Origin of the sequence: Myxococcus sp. CA039A (assembly GCF_013336645.1) — a bacterium.
In the GTDB taxonomy this organism is placed as follows: domain Bacteria; phylum Myxococcota; class Myxococcia; order Myxococcales; family Myxococcaceae; genus Myxococcus; species Myxococcus llanfairpwllgwyngyllgogerychwyrndrobwllllantysiliogogogochensis.
This window is the reverse complement of sequence record NZ_JABUMQ010000003.1, coordinates 60,447-79,408: the sequence shown is the minus strand read 5'-3', so window position 1 is coordinate 79,408 and position 18,962 is coordinate 60,447. Positions and strand designations below refer to the sequence as shown.

Annotated in this window: 11 protein-coding genes; 3 read left to right on the top strand and 8 right to left on the bottom strand. The window is 69.1% G+C overall.

Going from position 1 to position 18,962, the window contains the following annotated elements:
* Positions 1-166: 166 nt before the first annotated feature.
* Positions 167-1,273, top strand: a complete 1,107-nt coding sequence (locus tag HR086_RS00865) for a triacylglycerol lipase (protein ID WP_174452982.1) — start codon at positions 167-169, stop codon at positions 1,271-1,273.
* Between the two features lie 81 nt (positions 1,274-1,354).
* Positions 1,355-2,428 (top strand): hypothetical protein, encoded by a 1,074-nt coding sequence (locus HR086_RS00860; RefSeq protein WP_174452981.1) that lies wholly within the window; start codon positions 1,355-1,357, stop codon positions 2,426-2,428.
* 7 nt (positions 2,429-2,435) lie between these two features.
* On the opposite strand, the gene HR086_RS00855 is transcribed toward HR086_RS00860, so the two are convergent.
* The 8 genes from HR086_RS00855 to HR086_RS00820 form a co-directional block, all read right to left on the bottom strand.
* On the bottom strand, positions 2,436-3,527 hold the full coding sequence (locus tag HR086_RS00855; protein ID WP_174464565.1) for a hypothetical protein: 1,092 nt from the start codon (positions 3,525-3,527) through the stop codon (positions 2,436-2,438).
* 120 nt (positions 3,528-3,647) lie between these two features.
* Positions 3,648-4,406: an ABC transporter ATP-binding protein gene (locus HR086_RS00850; RefSeq protein WP_141645396.1), complete on the bottom strand. Its 759-nt coding sequence runs from the start codon at positions 4,404-4,406 to the stop codon at positions 3,648-3,650.
* Complete coding sequence (locus HR086_RS00845) at positions 4,403-5,377, bottom strand: iron chelate uptake ABC transporter family permease subunit (protein ID WP_371823492.1); 975 nt, start codon at positions 5,375-5,377, stop codon at positions 4,403-4,405. Before HR086_RS00845 ends, HR086_RS00850 begins: the two co-directional genes overlap by 4 nt.
* Positions 5,367-6,329, bottom strand: a complete 963-nt coding sequence (locus HR086_RS00840) for an iron chelate uptake ABC transporter family permease subunit (RefSeq protein ID WP_174461590.1) — start codon at positions 6,327-6,329, stop codon at positions 5,367-5,369. The genes HR086_RS00845 and HR086_RS00840 overlap by 11 nt, the downstream gene beginning before the upstream one ends.
* A gap of 12 nt (positions 6,330-6,341) precedes the next feature.
* Positions 6,342-7,343 carry a siderophore ABC transporter substrate-binding protein gene (locus HR086_RS00835; RefSeq protein ID WP_174464564.1) on the bottom strand — a complete coding sequence of 334 codons (1,002 nt, stop codon included), beginning with the start codon at positions 7,341-7,343 and terminating at the stop codon, positions 6,342-6,344.
* A 168-nt stretch (positions 7,344-7,511) separates the two neighbouring features.
* Positions 7,512-9,464 carry a M3 family metallopeptidase gene (locus tag HR086_RS00830; protein WP_141645393.1) on the bottom strand — a complete coding sequence of 651 codons (1,953 nt, stop codon included), beginning with the start codon at positions 9,462-9,464 and terminating at the stop codon, positions 7,512-7,514.
* A gap of 202 nt (positions 9,465-9,666) precedes the next feature.
* Positions 9,667-15,195, bottom strand: coding sequence for a lamin tail domain-containing protein (locus HR086_RS00825; RefSeq protein WP_174464563.1), 5,529 nt, complete (start codon positions 15,193-15,195; stop codon positions 9,667-9,669).
* Between the two features lie 169 nt (positions 15,196-15,364).
* Positions 15,365-16,168, bottom strand: coding sequence for an SDR family oxidoreductase (locus HR086_RS00820; RefSeq protein ID WP_174452978.1), 804 nt, complete (start codon positions 16,166-16,168; stop codon positions 15,365-15,367).
* 114 nt (positions 16,169-16,282) lie between these two features.
* On the opposite strand from HR086_RS00820, the gene HR086_RS00815 reads away from it, so the two are divergent.
* Positions 16,283-18,913 (top strand): DUF3656 domain-containing protein, encoded by a 2,631-nt coding sequence (locus tag HR086_RS00815; protein ID WP_174464562.1) that lies wholly within the window; start codon positions 16,283-16,285, stop codon positions 18,911-18,913.
* Positions 18,914-18,962: the final 49 nt, after the last annotated feature.

The following is an 18,962-nucleotide window of genomic DNA, read 5'->3' as shown; positions in this document are numbered from 1 at the left end:
ACTCTGGAATCAATCCTGAGGCACTGATCTCCCGGTTCTTCGGGATTCGCTCGGTCGTGGGGTTGGGCTGAGTCGCAGGGTGCCTCTGAGTGAGGCCGGCTCCCGGGGTTCTGTTCCGACGTGCATCGGTTGCAGCAGGCGTTCCTCCCAAAGCCAGGAGTCCCCCATGAAACAACAGCCGCTGTTCCTTGCAGTCCTGACGCTCGGTGTCCTGGGCGTCGTCAGTCCGGCCACCGCCGCGGAGAAGACCACCTACCCCGTCGTGTTCGCGCATGGCTTGGGAGGCTTCGACGACATCCTCGGGTACGACTACTGGGGTGACGACTACGGCACCTTCGTGGGTGACCCGTGCAACGAGCTGTTCGAGGTGTCGTGCAACAGCGGCCTGAACAGCGGGCAGCGCGCCTTCGCGGCGGCGGTGCAGCCGGTGCAGAGCTCCGACGTGCGCGGCCTGGACCTGGCCAATGACGTGGAGGGCTTCATGGCCACCGCGGGCTCGTCCTACGTGAATCTGGTGGGCCACTCGCAGGGTGGCATTGACGTGCGCAAGGCCGCGCGCGTGCTGCGCGAGCGCAAGGGCTACACGGTGGTGAAGGCGCTGGTGAGCGTGTCCTCGCCGCACCGTGGCTCGCCGGTCGCCAAGTACATCCTGGACCTGGGGCCGGGCATCACCAGCGTGCTGGACGCGCTGTTCCGCTTCTACGGCGACGTCGTCTATGCCCCGGGCAATGACGGCTACGCGGCGGTGAAGGCGCTCATCTACAACGACGCGGACGCGAACGACGGGAAGACGACGGGCGCGAAGGCCTTCAACATCGCCAACCCCATCAACGCGTCCTACGCGTCCCACTACGCGTCGCTCATCACCGCGCAGCAGGGGCTGAGCGTGAACCCCGCGCTATTCGTGGTGCGTGAGTTCCTGTTCGACATCGACGGCGACGGCGCTTGCGCCGACGACTGCGACAACGACGGCGCCGGCGGCAAGGGCGACGGCAACCGGTCCGAGCAGGATGACGACGGCCTGGTGGGCGTCAACTCGCAGCAGATGGGCTACCGGCTGCGCTACACGGAGCGCCTGGGCTCGGACCTCATCGCCCAGGACTCCGCGCTGGGCTACGTGTCCAACATCAACGCGCCCAGCGCGCTGCAGTCGACCTCCATGTCCAGCGTCATCAACCAGGACCACCTGGACGTCATCGGCCTGGGGCCCGACACGTTCAGCGAGATGGAGTTCTACGCGGCCATCATCGACTACATCGCGAAGGTCGACTGACCCCACGCTGAGTCGTCCATCGCCGGGAGGCCCGTCACCTGGCTTCCCGGCGTTCTTCACCGTGCCCCAGGGAGTGGATTCATGCGACAGCGCACGAAGGTCTTGATGGTGAGCGCGGTGGCCGTGGCGTGTGGCGTGCTGGGCTGGGGCCTGGTCCGGCCCACCGGGGCGGTTGTCCCCACCACGACGCCCGCCTCGCCGTCCACTTCCGGCGCGGCCACGCGGCAGGCCCCTGTCACGGCCCGTCCCTCGGCCGTCACCGCGCCACCCGTGATGCCCTCCCCTGCCCCAGTGCCCGGTGCCGTGGACGCGGAGCTGGAGGCGCTCGCGACGTCGCTGCGAGAGAAGTACGGGGCGAAGCTCCACGAGCCATATCTCCAGATACGGATGGTGGAGGAGCTGATGCGCTTCTTCCAGGAGCGCTTCCCGGACCGCTGGGAGCAGAAGCTCTTGGCCTTCCTCAAGGCGAACTTCCCGGAGCACTACGACACGCTGGCGGCGATGCTGCGCAACCGCGTGGACTACGAGAAGTGGGTCCGGGACAGCGAGTCGTACTTGAGAGGGCTGGGCGACACGGAGCGCCGCGCGGCGACGTGGGACGCGCGCCACCGCCTCTTCGGCAAGGAGAACGCCGAGCGCATCTGGGCGTCGGAGCGGAAGAACCAGGCCATCGCGGACACGCTGCGGACGCTCGGCGCGCAGGAAGGCGTGAGCCTGGAGAAGAAGCTGTCCACCTACAAGGAGCGCCTCCAGGAGGTGCACGGTGAGCAGGCCGCGGCCTACGTGGAGCGCCACCAGCAGGAGCTGATGAACCGCTTCCTGGACCTGCCCTCCGTGCAGACGGACCTGGGCGCCATGCCTGCTGACGAGCGCGCCAGGAGCCTGCGCTCGGTCCGCAAGGAGATGGGCCTGGACGACGAGGCCCTCCAGCGCTGGGACACGCTGGACCAGAGCCGGGACGCCCGCTGGGACGCGGGCGCGAAGTACATGGCGGAGCGGGAGGCGCTCGCGAAGGAGCTGTCCGGAGAGGCGCTGGAGGCGAAGCTGGTGGAGCTTCGCGCGCGCTACTTCGGCGGTGAGGCGGAGACGATTGGACAGGAAGAGGCCGGTGGCTTCCTGCGCTTCACCCGCCCCCGGCAGTGGGGACGCAACTGACGACGCCTCAGAGCGGTGAGTCTCCCCCTGTGCCAGGGACGGGAGGCTCCACCGGCAGAGGCAGCAGTGCCGGGGTCAACTGATGGCGCTGCTTGAAGCGCGTCCACTCCCGGTCGAAGCCCTCCCACTCCCCGGAGCTGGAGCCCGAGCGCCCATCACGAAACGTCCGCTCCAGGAGTTCTTTCCGGGTCAGCGCTCTTCGCCGCGAGAGCTTCTCACCCCGGCGCTCACGCAGCAGCTCGAAGGCTTGGGGCACCCAGTCCGGTGGCCCGTCCAGTGAGAGCATCGTCTCGATGGCGCGTGCGGCCATCAAGTCCACCTTGGCGTCCTCATGGCCTCGCAGGGCCATGAGCATCATGGGAAGCGCTCGGTCCAGCGGAGGGCGCTCGACGAACCCGCGCGCCAGCAACTCGCGCTGCGCGCCGGTCAACGCCACGGGAGTCCTGACGCGCCCGTCGTAGAACGCGTGGGCCGAGTCTCCGTCAGGCACCAGCCCGTACAATCCATCCCAGCGCGTCGCGGGATGAGCGGACACGAGCACCTGCCAATCAAGGCGCGCCGCATCCAGGTTCCCGGTCCTTCCCACGATTCGCTCCTGCGTCCACTTCTCCTGAGCATCCCTCGCGAGCGTCACCGCGCCCCGATAGGCCTCCGCGTCGTCATTGCTCGCCGGGTAGCGCGTCCCATACGACATCGCCACGGTGCGCCACTTCCCTGCCCTGCGAACCAGGAAGGCCACCACCGCGAGCCCTTCCTCATATCGAGGGGGCGCCGGACAAATCGTCTCTATCCAGTGCACCTCGACCTGATCGCCCTGACGGGCATCCCCCTTCCACGCCTCACGGACACGCAAGCGCGCGACTGCGCCCGACTCCCAGTCCACCTTCTGAGCGCGCTCGCGCTCATCCTCCGGCAACGCCAGCACCTCCTCGACGTCCGCCCACACCACCCACTCTGCTTCCTGGGTCAGTGCCCAGAGCGTCTCCGGGGGAATGGGGTAGGCCTGGGCGCGAGGCCCCGGAATGAACAGCGCCGCCAACACCAGCGCCATCAACCGAGGGGCGTTCCTGAAACCCCTCTCGAAATCGGACTCATGCACGGGTCGCTCTCCTCTCGAGTCACCGGAGGCTCTCCCATCCACGCTCGCGCGGAGTCATGCCGACCGCATGCCTCCATCATCCTTTCATCATGAGCCCGCGAGGCAATAAGCCGCGCGACGTCAGCGGTAATGCGTGGCAATCCAGTCGCCATTGATTTGCTGAATGGCGATCTCCAAATCATAGACAGCCCGCAGCACGTCCGGCCGCATGATGTCTTCCGAGCGCCCCTGGAACGCGACCTTGCCGTCCCGCATCGCGATGAGGTGGTCGGAGTAGCAGGACGCGAAGTTGAGGTCGTGCAGCACCAGCACGAAGCTCTTGCCCAGCGTGTTGGCGGCCGTCCGCAGTTGCTTCATCATCGACACCGCGTGCTTCAAATCCAGGCCGTTGAGCGGCTCGTCCAGGAGGACGTAGTCCGTGTCCTGGCAGAGCACCATGGCCACGAAGGCGCGCTGACGCTGGCCTCCCGACAGCTCGTCCAGGAACCGCGCCGAGAGCGCCTCCAGGCCCATGTGCTGAATCGCCCGCTCGACGTGCTCCTGGTCCTTCACCGTGGGCCGCCCCTTCGAGTGGGGATAGCGGCCGAACGTCACCAGCTCGCGCACCGTCAGCCGTGAGGTGAGGTGGTTGTCCTGACGCAAGATGGCCAGCCGCCGGGCGAGTTCGTCTCCCGGCGTGGTGACGACGTCCAGCCCATCCACCAGCACGTTGCCGGAGGACATGGGCAACACGCGGGAAATCATCGACAGCAGCGTCGACTTGCCCGCGCCATTGGGGCCGATGATGGAGGTGATGCCGCCGACGGGAAAACGCAGGGAGACGTCGTCCACGACGAGCGTAGGGCCGTAGCGCTTCGTGACGTTCTTCGCCTCGATCATCTCGGGGACTTCCTCATGAGCATCGTGATGAACACCAGCCCGCCCACGAACTCGATGATGACGCGCGGGTTGGTGTCGAAGGCGAAGACCTGCTCCAGGACGACCTGTCCGGCGACCAGCGCCACCGCGGCGACCAGTGCGGCGGCGGGCAGGATGAGCGCGTGCTTGTACGTGCGCACCAGCGCGTGCGCCAGATTGGAGACCAGCAGGCCGAAGAACGTCACCGGCCCCACCAGCGCGCTCGACACCGAGACGAGGATGGCCACCAGCACCAGGGTGAGCGCCACCGTCCGCTGGTAGTCCACACCCAGGTTGATGGCCGTCTCCTTCCCCAGCACCAGGACATCGAAGGTGCGCAGCATCCGGAAGCCCAGGATGGACACGCCCAACGTCAGGAGGAACGAGACGACGAGCAGCTCCTGGTCCGGGTTGTTGAAGCTCGCGAAGAAGCGGTCCTGGAGGAAGATGAACTCGTTGGGGTCGATGAGGCGCTGGAGGAAGGACGACAGGCTCCGGAACAACACCCCCAGCACCACGCCCGTCAGGAGCACCAGGTGCAGGCTGCGCCGGGCCCCGCCGAACATCCCCCAGTACAGCAGCCCCGAGAAGGCCACCATGATGAGGACCTCCACGCCGAACAGGAGCCGGGGGTCCAGGCTCGCCACCGTGCCAGAGCCCAGGAAGAAGAGCAGGCACGTCTGGATGAGCACGTAGAGGTTGTCGAACCCAAGAATCGCGGGCGTGAGCACGCGGTTGCCCGTCACCGTCTGGAAGAGCACCGTGGAGACCGCGATGGCGTAGCCCACCAGGAGCGCCGTCGCCAGCTTCCGCCCCCGGAACGGCAGGACGAAGTCCCACTGCCCGCCCACGTCGATGAGCATGAACAGGGCCGCGCAGGCCATCGCCACGCACCCGAGGATGAACAGGGTGCGCTCGGGCCGCCTCACCACCACGAGGCCGTCAGCCGACACGGGCGTCCCTCCTCAGCAGGAGGAAGAGGAAGAGCCCGCTGCCAATGACTCCGGCGATGGTCGCCCCCGGAATCTCGTACGGGAAGCGCACCACGCGGCCGATGATGTCGCAGAGCAGGACGAAGCCCGCGCCCCCCACCGCCACCCAGGGAATGGACTTTCGAGCGTTGTCTCCCATGAACAGGCTGACGACGTTCGGCACCAGCAGCCCCAGGAAGGGAATCATTCCCACGGTGACCACCACCATCGCGGTGACCAGGGAGACGATGACGAGCCCCAGCGCGACGATGCGCGAGTAGCGCAGTCCCAGGTTGGTGGTGAAGGACTCCCCCATGCCCACGACAGTGAAGCGGTCCGCCGCCACATAGGCGCACAGCGTGAGGACCAGCGTCACCCAGAGCAGCTCGTAGCGACCGCGCAAGACGGTGGAGAAGTCGCCCGTCTTCCACGCGTTGACCGACTGGAGCAGATCGAACCGGTAGGCGAAGAAGGTCGTCACCGAATCGAAGACGCTGCCCAGCACCAGGCCCACCAGCGGCACGATGAGCACCGAGCGCATGGGGATGCGGCGCAGGATGAGCAGGAAGAGCGCCGTCCCCGCCAGGGCGAAGCAAGCCGCGACGAGCATCTTCCCGAGTACGGGAAGCTGAGGGGCCAGGGCCGTGGCGGCCAGCACTCCCAGGCTCGCGGACTCCGCCGACCCCGCCGTCGCGGGCTCCACGAAGCGATTGCGCGCGAGCATCTGCATCAACAGCCCCGCCACCCCCAGCGACGTCCCCACCAGCATGACGGCCAGGAGCCGGGGGATGCGGCTGATGACCAACACCTGGAGGGCGCGCTCGTCGGAGCTCGGCGAGAAGAGCGAGTCCCACGACACGTTGCTGACGCCAATGAACAGGCTGACCAGGGCCAGCAGGGCAATGACGGCGGCGGCGGCGATGAAGCGTTTCACGACCCGGGCAGCCTACTGGGCCCGCGCGGAGTAGGCGTCCGCAATCTGGCTCCGCAGGGCATTCACCGCCTGGATGCCACCGCCAATGAGATAGGTCGTCAGGGGGTCCAGGTAGACGACCTGCCCCGACTTCCAGGCCGTGGTCTGCTGGACCAGCTCGTTGTCGAGCACCTTCTGGGCCCCACCCTGCTGGCCCATGCCCGCGTCACGGTCAATCACGAAGAGCCAGTCGGGGTTCTTCTCCCGGATGAACTCCGAGCCGATGACCTCACCGTGCAGCGACGCGCTGAGCCCCTCGGCGGCCACCGGCACGCCGAAGTCACCGTGGATGACGCCGAAGCGCGAACCCGGACCATAGGCGCTGATGCGGCCCCCGGTGACGAGCACCACCAGCCCCTTGCCTCGGCCCGCCGTCGTCTCCTTCAGCTTCGCGATGGACTCCCGCAGCTGGGCCACCAGCGCACGGGCCTTCTCTTCCTTGCCGAAGATGCTCGCCAGCAGCTCCGTGTTGGCCACCACCGTGTCGATGTAATTCACACCGCCCATCGGCAGGTCGACGGTGGGGGCGATTTTCGACAGGCTCGCGTACTTCGCGCTGGAGCGTCCCCCGGTGATGATGAGGTCCGGCTTCGCGGCGTGGATGGCCTCGTAGTCGGGCTCGAACAGCGTCCCCATGCGCAGGTACTTCGCGTCGGCGAACGGCGCCAGATGGTGGGGGAACTGGTCACCCGCGACGCCGAGCACGCCCACTTCCAGCGCCTGCAGGATGTCCAGGGCGACCAGGTCGAAGACCACGACACGCTGGGGATTCAGCGGGACGACGGTGGTCCCCTGGCCGTGCTTGAAGGTCCGGCCTTGTGCTTCCAGCACCGCGGGGGCCTGGGCCACCGGTGCGGGCGCGGACTCCGAGGAGGAGCCGCTCTGGAGCTTCACGGCGATCGCTACGGCGGCCACCACGGCGACGACACCGAGAATCGCGAAGAGGGGAAAGGGACGCCTGTCAGGTGTGCTCACGGTTTCATCCAGCCAGTGCCCGCGGAACGGAAAGACCCAGGTCGCGGGCCGACGCCGCCTCACATACCAGTCCGTGCACGGACACGCACTACTTGATTCTGCAAATCAATATCGAAGTGTAGGCCCAGAGGGGCGCCCGGAATGGCGCCCCCCTTCACGCCTTGATGCTCACGCCGCCTTGTTCAGCCAGGCCTCGTACGCATGGAAGTCGTAGTCGCGACCCAGGAAGGCATGCACCAGCCTGGCCGCGTCGTCCGAACCGCCCGGCTCCAGCACCGCGCGCCGGTACGCCTGCGCGGGCTCGGGGGACAACATCCCCTGCTTCTGGAACACGGTGAAGAGGTCCTTGGCGATGACCAGCGACCACATATACGTGTAGTAGTTGGACGAGTACCCCTCCAGGTGCCCGAAGGACAGGTGGAAGTACGTGCCCTCCACGTAGGGGAACGGCGTGTACGTGCCCTGGAGCTCCCGCACCAGCGCGGTGGCGTCCAGGCCCGCCGGGTCCCTCCGGTAGATTTCCAGGCTGAGCGCCGCGTAGAACATCTGCTGACGCACCCACAGGCCCTTGCCGAACTCCTCCGCGCTGCGCATCCGCGTCACCATCTCCGCCGGCAGCGGCTCGCCCGTCTGGTAGTGCTTCGCGAACGTCTGGAGGCTCGCCGTGTCGCGCGCCCACTCCTCCAGCATCTGCGACGGCGCCTCCACGAAGTCCCACTCCGTGCGCACGCCGGACACGCCCGCCCAGCGCGTGTGGCCGCCGAAGATGTGGTGCAGCAGGTGGCCGAACTCGTGGAGGAACGTCTCCACGTCGTCATGCTGGAGCAGCGCGGGCTCCGTGCCGGGCTTGGGGAAGTTGCACATCAGCACGCCCTCGGGCAGCCGGCGGTCGGACTTGCCGCTGGTGAGGGTGAACTGCGCCGCGTGCTTGTACTTGTCCGCGCGCGGGTGCATGTCCAGGTAGAAGCGGCCCTTCACCGTGCCGCCCTCCAGCACGTCGTAGGCCTCCACGTCCGGGTGCCACACCGTGGCGTCCTGGATGCGCCGGTACGTCACGCCGAACATCCGCGCCGTCAAATCCAGCATGCCCTGCTTCACGCGCGTGTATTCGAAGTACGGGCGCACCGCCTGCGAGTCGAAGGCGTACTGCTCCGCCTTGATGCGGTCCTCCAGGTATGCCTGGTCCCACGGGTCCACGCGCGCGGCACCCGGCACGTCCCGGCGCTTGCGCTCCAGAAGCAGCGCGTAGTCGCGCTGCATGCGCGCGCCGGACGCGTCGGAAATCTTCGCGATGAAGTCCGCGGCGGCCTGCTCGTCGCGAATCATCTTGTCCTCCGTCGCGAAGGCCGCCCAGTTGCGGTAGCCCAGCAGCGTGGCCAGCTCGTGACGGCGCGCCACCATGCGCTCCAGCACGTCCGTGTTGCTGGGGTGGCCCCGCATGCGGAAGGCCCGCCACATCTGCTCGCGCGCCTTCGCGTCGCGCGAGTACGTCATGAAGGGGATGATGTCCGGATAGTCGGTGGTGATGCTCACCTGACCGTCCGCGCCCGGGGGATGGGCCCGGACGTAGTCGTCAGGCAGCCCGTCCAGCGCGGAGGGTGGCAGGGACACCGCGCGAGTGTCCTGGAGCATGTTGCGGCTGAACTCCTGGCCAATGCGAACCAGCTCATCGTTGAGCGCCTTCACCCGCGCGCGGGTGGCGTCATCGCGGTCCACGCCGGAGCGGCGGAAGTCGCGCAGCACCTTCTCCATCCATTTGCGCGTCTGCGCGTCCTGGCCGGAGAGGTCCAACGAGGCGAGCACGTCGTAGACGCCCCGGTCCATGCGGATGTCGGTCGCGAGCGTCTCCAGTTCCTGCTCGGCGGCCTCGGCGGCCTCGCGCATGGCGGCCTCCGGGTGGGAGTGCCGCGCGACGCTCGCGCGGGCCCCCGCATCATCCAGCGAGGCCATGGCCTCGTCGTACAGCTCCAGCACCTGGACCACGTCGAAGGGGGCGCGAAGCGCCTTGAGGCGGGCGATTCCGGCGCGGGTGGCCTCCATGGCGGCTTCACCGGAGCGTCGGAACTCGGCGGGCGGACAGGTGATGAGGCGGACGGCGTCGGGGACAGGCGTTTCAGGCACGGGCTGCTCTCCTGGGCGTGCTGCTGACGGGAAGTGTGCGCCGCAAAGGTAATCCGCCCGCCGCCTCCGGGCAGCAGCCTTTGATGGCCGGACGGCACTCTGGCCGACAGTGGGCCCGCCGCGCCTGAGCCTCGGAAGACAGGGAGGCCGCCCCGGCGTACAGCCAGGACGGCCTCCCGTACCGCTCAGGATGTCCCGCGGACTACGGCCGCTCGGTCCCGCTCAGGGAGTTCTGCGGCTGGCGGGTGGTGCGAACCACGAAGTCCGCGCTGTTGTTGTTCAAATCGGAACCGTTGCCCCGGCTCGCGTCGGAGCCGCCCTCCGCCATGGTGGCCTGCGTCGACGTGGGCAGCGCCTTGCGCTCGATGCTGCCGCCCGCCGCCGGGTGGAACGGACCGGCCGCGGAGCCCTCCGGCGAGTTCGCCGTCCCCCACCCCAGCTTGTCCACCTCGATGGGCGAGGGCGTCGTCAAATTCCGGCCGATTCGGACATGGCCGCCCGCCGTCGTGGAGGCCGACAGGTCGAAGCCGGACCACGTCGCATCCGCGGCCAGCGCTCCGGTTCCGGTGTAGCCCGTGTGCGCGAGCAGGAAGTAGCCATGCGCCGGGATGACCTTGCCCGCGGGAATCACGAAGGTGCCCGTGTACGTGGAGCCGGCCGCCGACTTGTACTGCAGCATCCAGCCGCTCAGGTCCACGTCCTGGTTCGTCGGGTTGTGCAGCTCGACGAACTCGTCCGTCTGGGACGTCGCGCCACGTCCGCTGACCTCGCTGATGACCACGTGGTCCGCCACCGGGATGACCTCGTCCACCGTTACGGTGCCGTAGATCGCCGGCACCCCAGGCGCGACGACGCCGTTCTGGTCGCAGTAGACCCACGCGTCAGCGCCCGCCGGGCCGCGCGTGAAGCGGTAGCGGAAGCCGTAGAGGAAGCTCCCGTTCGTGGGAATCTGGAGGGTGGCCAACATCTCGTCGTCGTTGCCGCCGAGCGCGCCGTAGCTGGGGTTCGGCGTCGCGGGCACCCACGTCCAGGACTCCGGGGCGTTGGCGTCCGTGCCGTAGCCCAGCTCCGAGACGAGGTACGGGAAGTGGTCATTGCCCGCCGTGCTGCGCGTCGTCACCTGCGGCTCGTAGACGCGGCTGGTGACCTCATGGGAGGAGCCGCGCGCGATGACCGCCGGGAACGACTTGGGGGACTCGATGGCGCAGAACTCCACGGGCGGCTGGATGTCCACGCCGCACGTCTCGTTGGGCAGGCCCGGCGTGCCCCGGTCTCCGCCCGACAGCTCGTCGTTGGACGCGCACCAGAACCAGGAGTAGCGGCTCGCGGTGCTGCCCACCAGCTCCGAGGACAGGCTCAGGGAGCGGCCCGCCACCAGCGGGAACTCCTCGTCGTAGGTGAGGTCATCCATCACCACGCCATTGACGCGCAGGGACAGCTGGCCCGTGCTCTCCAGCTCCAGGGCGTTCCCATAGCCATGGTCCGCGTCCACGCCACCGTTGGTGGCGAGGTCCGGGTTGCTCGCCAGCACCAGGATGCCGCGCGCCGGCAGCACCACGGCCGCGCCCGGGCCCTTGTCCACCGAGACGGTGGTCGTGGCCGAGGAGATGAGCGAGAGGCCGTTGATGTTGAGCAGCGCGTCGGACGTGCTCGTCACTTCGATGTACTCCGTCGTGCCAGTGCTCGGGGAGGCCATGACCTCGGTGATGATGAGCGTGCGCTCTCCGGGCGCCGCCGCCGTGGTGCACGCCGCCTGGTAGCAGACGGCATCCACACCGGTGCACGCTGACGCGGTGGGCACGTAAACGCACGTCGGCTCACCGGCCAGAATCTCGCAGGTGGCCTCATACGTCACCACCTCCACGCCCGACTCGGAGCACTCGGGCGCACGGGGCGCGCACACCTGGCTGCCACACGCGCTGGGCAGGTCCAGGGAGGTGGTCGTCAGCGGGCTGGAGTTCCCCGCGCCGTCCACCACGCGCACCGCGAAGTAGTACGTGCGGCCCACCGCGAGGCCCGCGACGGTCGCCTCCTCCTGCGCTCCAGGCAGGCCCGGCGTGCCCGTGGGCACCACCACGGCCACCTCGAAGTTCGTCTCGTTCAGCGGCGCCAGGCCGTAGCGCAGCTGGTAGGACGAGGCCTGGCCCAGCTGGCCGTCGTCGCCCGTGGCGACCCAACGCAGCCTCACGGAGTCAGCGCCCACCACGCTCGCCTCGAGCGTGGCCACCGGCGAGGGCACCTGGTCGTCGATGATGGACAGCGCCCTGGAGGCGGCCGGCAGGCTCGCGTCGGACACGGAGGCGGTCAGCGTGTAGTCCCCCTCCTGGGCCACCGAGAGCGTGGTGAAGCGCGCCACGCCCGCGACGGCCGTGGCGGTGACGTCACCGTCGAGCACACCGCCGCCCGAGAGCGAGAGCGTCACCACCGGGGCACCACTGGACGAGGTGTTGCCGAACTCGTCCTGTACGGCCACGCTCACCGCGGCGAGCACCTGGCGCACCGAAGCCGAGCCCGGTGCGGACACGAAGCCCAGCCGCGCCGGGGCAGCGGCGTCCACCGTCACCTCGCGCGCCGCCGACACCGCGAGCGCGGCGTCCGTGAAGGTGACGGTCTGCGTGCCCGCGGTGCGCAGGGCAAGGGTGAAGCCGTGCTCCCCCTGGTCCGCCGCGGTGAACGTGTGGGCGGTGAGCGGCCCCGCGTTGGCATCCGTCGCCGACGGCTGCACCGTGCCCACGTAGTCGCGGGACAGGTTGTCGAAGCGGTCCCTCGCGCTGACGGAGAACACATGGGCGACACCGGCCGTCAGGGACTCTGTCACCGCCGACACGCGCAGCGCGGTGGCCACGCCGGCGCTCACCGTCACGGCCTCGGAGGCGGACAACGTCGCCTGCTGGGTGTCCACGGCGGACAGCGTGGTCGCCTGCGCCTGGGCGAACGTCACGCTGAAGACGTGCCGGCCCGCATCCGTCTCGGTGAAGGTGTACGGCCCCGGAACCGTGGCCCCGGGGTCCTGCGCCACGCTCAGCGCCACCGTGCCTCGATAGCCGGCGGCCTGATTGCCATACGCATCCACCAGCGTCACCGTCGCGCTCACCGACTGACCGGCGGCCGGAGACGCCGTCGACAGCACAAGCGACAGCGACTCCGCGTTCCCCGGGGACACCTGCGTGCTCCGGGTGATGGACAGCGCCCCGCCCACTTCCGCCACGGTGATGGAGCGCTCGCCGGCGCTCTCCAGCGTCACGCTGAACGTGAAGCGACCCGCATCCCCGGCGGTGAACACGTGCTCGGGAGGCAGCGTGGCGCGAGGGTCGTCCGAGGCGAAGTCCACCTCGCCGGTGTAGCCCGTGACGAGGTTGCCAAAGCGGTCCCTCACGCTGAGGGTCAGCGTGTGACTGCCACCCGCCGCCGCCTGCGTCGGCAGCCCCTCCAGGTCCAGGTGGTGGGCGGCGTCGTTCGTCACCTCCACCTCCATGAAGGCCGTGAGTTGCGCGTTGGCGGAGTCGGTCGCCGTCACCCGGCGGAGGCCCATGTTGGCCAGCACGACGTCGGAGAAGACGTGGCGTCCCTGGTCCTGCGCGGTGAAGGTGTAGTCGGCGGGCAGCTCCGCCTCCGGGTCCGTGGACGTGAAGCGCACGGTGCCCGAGTAGCCCTTGGCCACGTTGTCGAAGCCGTCGAACGCCGTCACCTCCACGCTCTGTGACTGACCCGCGATGACGGGCGCCACGAGCCCCGTGAGCGCCAGTCGGGACGCCGCTCCCGCCTGGATGACGAACTCATCGCTCTGCACCGTCAGCCCGTTGGCGCTGGCGGAGAAGCGATAGGTGCCCGCGCGGTCGATGCGCAGGTCGGAGAAGAGGGCCACGCCAGAGGCGGCGGAGACCTGCTTCGGCTCGAAGCCCGAGCCCCCCACCAACGACAGCGTCACCGGCAGGCTGGCCGTGGTGACGACCTCGCCCTGCGCGTTCTGGAGGGAGACTCGCACGCCCGCAAGCGACACGCCCGCGGTCCCATTCACCGGCTGCGTGGTGAAGGCCAGCTGCGTCACCTCGGCGTTCAGCGTCTGGAAGGACAGGCTGTTGGAGAGCGCGGAGTTGCCGCGGTTGTCCGTCACCCGCAGCGCGACATGGTACGTCTGGTTCGCGACCAGGTCGGTGACCTGCGCGGACTCGGCGGTGCCTGGCTCGGCGGGAGCATTCACGCCCCCCACCGGCGTCGCCGCGTCGAACTCCGCGGCGGTGAGGATGGGGGACAGCGAGTAGCGCAACGTCTGCGACGTCGCCCGGCCCACGCTGCCGTCATCACCCACGGCCACCCACGTCACCGTCGCCGACTCCGTGCCGAGCGTCCCCAGCGAGAGCACGGGCCGAGCGGGCGGCACGTCATCGACGACCAAGATGGCGGTGCTGCTCGCCTCCGTCAGTCCCGTCGCGCTCGCCCGGAGGTGATAGCTGCCCTCCGTGCTCACCCGCAGCCCGGTGAAGCGAGCCACGCCCTCCACTGGCGCGACCTCCTGAACCCCGGAGAGGTCGCCTGTTTCCACCAGCGACACCGCCACGGGAGGAGCCCCCACCGCCGAGAGGTTTCCAAAGGCATCCCGCAGGGACACCTCCACCGGAGACAACACGGCGCTCGTCGAGGCCGACGCGGGCACCTGGGTGAACACCAGCGCCGACGCCTCCCCCGCCACCACGCCCACGTCCTGCTGGGCGCGCAGCGCGGCGACACTCGCGTCCTGAAGAGTGACCTGATGGCTGCCCGCGCGCTTGAGGACAACCCCCGTGAAGGTGAAGCGCCCCGCATCCGTCTGGGTGAAGGCATGGGGCCCGGGCAGCGAGGCCGTGGCATCCGTGGAGCTCACGGACAGCGTGCCGGTGTAGTTCGTGGCCACGTTGTCGAAGGCGTCACGCACCGTCACCTGCGCCGAGCGCGCCGCGCCCGCGACGGCGGTGGACTCCAACCCGTCGATGTCCAGCGAAGCCGCCGCGGCCGGAGCCACGGAGAACTCGGCGCTCGTCGCATCTTCCATCCCCGCCGCCGATGCCTTGAGCTGGAAGTTCGCGCCGGCCTTCTTCAGCACCACGTCCGTGAAGCTCGCCGTGCCACCCACCGGCGTCACCGTGAGCGTGCCCTCCAGCGCGACATCCCCTGGGTTCGCCGCCAGGGACAACGTCACCGCCGCCGTCGCGCCCAGGACGGGGCGACCTTGAGCGTCGCGGAAGCGCACGTTCAGGCCGGTGATGGGCGCGCCCGCCGTGGACTCCACCGGCGCGGGGATGAACTCCAGCCGAGTGGCCACCAGCGCGACGAAGTTGAACGAGGGCCGGGAGGCCAACACCACCGCGCCCCCTTCGGCCGCGACGGAGACCGTCACCCGCTTGGTCCCCGCGTGGGCCGTCACCACGGTCGCCACGGCGACGCCCTGGCTGTTCGTCTGTCCCGGCTGCAACACCAGGTTGCCGTCGCCCTCCACCGCCACCGTCACCGTGCGCCCCGCGAGCGCGGTGCCGTTCTTGCTCTTCACTGTGACAGTGACCGTGCCCTGGTCCGCGCCGTCCGCCAGCACGTCCCTCGCCGGCGTCAGGACCACCGTGGATGCGGTGGCGTCCGGCAACGTCGAGGGCGTGGGCAGGGGCTGCGGATCCGGGTCATCACCACAGCCAACGAACAGGCCAAGACACAGCGCGGCCAGCCCGAGGAGTCGGGCTGACGGGGCAAGGCGTACGGACATGCGGATCTCCGGGATGCGAGCTGTCCCCCCCCAGGGAAGACTCCACTCGCGGGTTGCAATGCCTTGTACCAGACATTGCCACCCGCCACGTAGACCCAGGTCACAAGTTTGCAATTACAACAAATTTCACAGAGGAGGTCGTGAGCACCCCATCCCCCTCTGTATCGGGCTACATCCCGATGGCCGCCATGAGCGCGGCGCCGCCCAGCAGGGACTGGCCGCCATCGCAGACCATGATGGAGCCGGTGATGTAGGACGCGGCCTCCGAGGACAGGAAGAGGGCCAGCCGCGAGATGTCCGCCTTGGTGCCGAAGCGCTGGAGCGGCAGGGCCTGGGCGAGCTTCTGGTGGCCCTCCTCGCTGGGGGCCAGGCGGCGCATGCCCTCGGTGTCCTCGATGGGGCCGGGGGTAATCGCGTTGACGCGCACGCCGGCGCCGCCCCACTCGAGCGCCAGCACGCGGGTGAGCATGTCCACGCCGGCCTTTGCGGCGCACACGTGGGCCTGCATGGCCATGGGCAGGTAGGCCTGGGGCGCGGAGATGTTGATGATGCTGGCGCCGGGCTTGCGCAGGTGTTCGAAGCCGGCGCGACAGAGGTTGAAGGTGCCCAGCACGTCGATGTCCATGACGGCCTTGAAGCCGTTGGAGGACATGCCCAGGGCCGGTGCGGGGAAGTTGCCGGCGGCGCCACAGATGAGGATGTCCATCTCACCGTACGCGTCGCGCACCGTCTGGAGCGCCTTCTCCACGGAGGCGTAGTCGCGCACGTCCGCGGCCACCCCCATGGCGGTGCCGTGGGCCTGGAGGCCCTTCACCGCGCCCTCCAATTTCTCCACATTGCGACCGTTGATGGCCACCTTGGCCCCCGCCTTCACGAACGCCTCGGCGATGCCGAGGTTGATGCCGCTGCTGCCGCCCGAGATGAACGCCACCTTGCCCGCCAGCAGCCCGTCCTTGAACACGCCTTCAGCCATGACTCGTCTCCTGTGGAAGCAACCGGGCGGCGACTTGACCAGAACCTGCCGCACTGCGTCCACGGGCGCGTGAGGACGGGCGCGATGGCAGCCTCGCTGTGGTAGAGGGCGGACATGCGCCGTCGTCCTGAAATCCTCGCCCCCGCTGGAGACCTCGACTCGATGAAGGCCGCGCTGGCCAGTGGCGCGGACGCCATCTATTTCGGGCTGGACGAGGGCTTCAACGCGAGGGCCCGGGCGGAGAACTTCTCGCTCGCCACCCTGTCGGAGACGCTGGCGCTGGTGCACCGCGCGGGCGCGCGCGCGTTCCTGACGATGAACACGCTGGTGTTCGAGCCGGAGCTGCCGGTGGTGGAGGACATCCTGCGGCGAGTGGCCGCCGCGGGGGTGGACGCGCTCATCGTCCAGGACCCCGCCATCGCGCTGGTGGCTCGCGCGGTGTGTCCCCAGATGGAGGTTCATGCCTCCACGCAGATGACGATTTCGAGCGCGGAGGGTGCGCGTTTCGCTCGCGGATTGGGTGCCACGCGCATCGTCGTGCCGCGTGAGCTGTCGGTGGCGGAGATTGGACGGCTGGCGGCGGAGACAGACATCGAGCTGGAGGTGTTCATCCACGGCGCGCTCTGCATGTCCTGGAGCGGCCAGTGCCTTACGAGTGAGGCGTGGGGTGGACGCTCGGCGAACCGGGGACAGTGCGCGCAGTCCTGTCGGCTGCCGTATGACCTGGTGGTGGATGGACAGACAAAGGACCTGGGCGACGTGCGCTACCTGCTCAGCCCCAAGGACCTGGCCGGTGTCATGGCGGTGCCGAAGCTGATTGAGATTGGCGTGCACTCGCTGAAGATTGAAGGCCGGCAGAAGGGGCCTCAGTACGTGGCCACGGCGGTGCAGGGTTATCGACGCTGGGTGGACGGTGTGTCGGCGGGCAAGGCGGACACGGGTGCGCTGCGCAAGGACCTGGCCGACATGACGCTGTCGTACAGCCGGGGCTTCTCGCACGGCTTCTTCGCGGGCTCGGACCACCAGACGCTGGTGGAGGGGCGCTTCCCCAAACACCGAGGCGCGTACCTGGGCGTGGTGGAGGCGGTGCAGGGTCGCGACGTGCTCGTGGCGGAGGACCCGGAGGGACGTCCGTGGACGGGCGGGCTGGGGCAGGACGACGCGCGGACGAAGTCGGAGGCGCCGCAGGGCAAGGTGTCTTCGCCGCTGGAGGGCGATGCACCTGTGGCCGCGGAGCTGTCCCCTCGTCCGGGCATGGGCGTGGTGTTCGACGATGGGCACCCGGAGGACAAGCACGAGGCGGGCGGGCCGCTGTTCCGAGTCGAGCGCACGAGTCACGGCTGGGTGCTGGGCTTCGGCAATCCCGGACCGGACATGGGGCGGGTGGCGCGCGGGCAGCGTGTCTGGGTGACGAGTGATCCTTCCCTGGCGAAGCACACGGAGGAGCTGCTGGCGCAGGGTGAGCCCGAGGGCCGTGTCCCGCTGGCGCTGACGGTGTCGGGGACGGCGGGAGGACCGCTGGTGGTGACGGGCACGGCGCGGGGAGGCCACGTGGCCACGGCGTCGAGCACGGTGCCGCTCGCGCAGTCTCGCGGGGGTGGGATGGACGCGGCGCTGCTCAAGGACAAGCTGGCGGCGCTGGGTGGCACTTCGTTCCACCTGACGGAGCTGGACACGACGGCGCTGGGGTCGGGGCTGCATCTGCCGGTGTCGGAGCTGAAGGCGCTGCGTCGCTCGCTGGTGGCGGAGCTGACGGAGGCGGTGTCTCGGGGACCGGCGCGCACGGTGCGGGAGACGGCGGTGCTGGAGGAAGTACGGGCCTCGCAGCGCGAGCGCGTGGTCGCGTCACCGGCGACCGAGGGCGCGCGGCTGTTGCCGCTGTGTCGGACGGACGAGCAGCTCGAGGCGGTGATTGCGGCGGGGTTGCCGGAGGTGGAGCTGGACTGGATGGAGCTGGTGGGGCTCCAGCGGGCAGTGGAGCGGGCGCGGGCGGCGGGGCTGCGCGTGACGATTGCGACGGTGCGGGTGCAGAAGCCCGGCGAGGAGGGCTACGACGCGCGCATCGCGAAGCTGAAGCCGGACGCGGTGCTGGCGCGGCACTGGGGCGCGATGATGCACTTCCTGGAGCGGCCCTTTGCGCCGGGGGAGTCACGGCCGGCGCTGCATGGGGATTTCTCGCTCAACGTGACCAACTCCGTGACGGCGCTGCATCTGTTGGGGCTGGGGCTGGACACGCTCACGTTCGCGCATGATTTGGACGCGGTGCAGTTGGGGGCCATGTTGGAGCACCTGCCCGCCGAGCGTTTCGCGGTGACGGTGCACCACCACATCTCGACGTTCCACACGGAGCACTGCGTGTATTCGCACACGCTGTCGCACGGGCGCGACTTCAAGAGCTGTGGACGCCCCTGTGAGAAGCACCGGTTGTCGCTGAGGGACCACAAGGGCCTGGAGCATCCGGTGGTGGTGGACGTGGGCTGCCGCAACACGGTGTTCAACGCGCAGGCGCAGAGCGCGGCGTCACTGGTGCCGTCGCTACTGGCGCGCGGAGTGAAGCGATTCCGGGTGGAGTTCGTCCGTGAGTCACGCGAGGAGGCCACGCGTGTCCTGGGCGCGTATCAGGAGCTGCTCGCGGGCCGCATCTCTCCGGCGGAGACAGTGCGCCGCGCGGCGGTTCATGAGCAGTTCGGTGTGACGAAGGGGACGATGAAGGTCCTCAACCCCACGTTCACCGTGCAGCGCTGAGACTGTCTTTCGCGATGTGATGCCGCGAGCAGTACCGCAAGGCGTGAGG

Excerpts from the sequence above, each read along its gene's own strand:
- HR086_RS00860 (WP_174452981.1), top strand. The coding sequence starts at position 1,355 with ATGCGACAGCGCACGAAGGTCTTGATGGTGAGCGCGGTGGCCGTGGCG.
- HR086_RS00825 (WP_174464563.1), bottom strand. The coding sequence starts at position 15,195 with ATGTCCGTACGCCTTGCCCCGTCAGCCCGACTCCTCGGGCTGGCCGCG.
- HR086_RS00820 (WP_174452978.1), bottom strand. The coding sequence starts at position 16,168 with ATGGCTGAAGGCGTGTTCAAGGACGGGCTGCTGGCGGGCAAGGTGGCG.
- HR086_RS00815 (WP_174464562.1), top strand. The coding sequence starts at position 16,283 with ATGCGCCGTCGTCCTGAAATCCTCGCCCCCGCTGGAGACCTCGACTCG.
- HR086_RS00850 (WP_141645396.1), bottom strand. The coding sequence starts at position 4,406 with ATGATCGAGGCGAAGAACGTCACGAAGCGCTACGGCCCTACGCTCGTC.
- HR086_RS00865 (WP_174452982.1), top strand. The coding sequence starts at position 167 with ATGAAACAACAGCCGCTGTTCCTTGCAGTCCTGACGCTCGGTGTCCTG.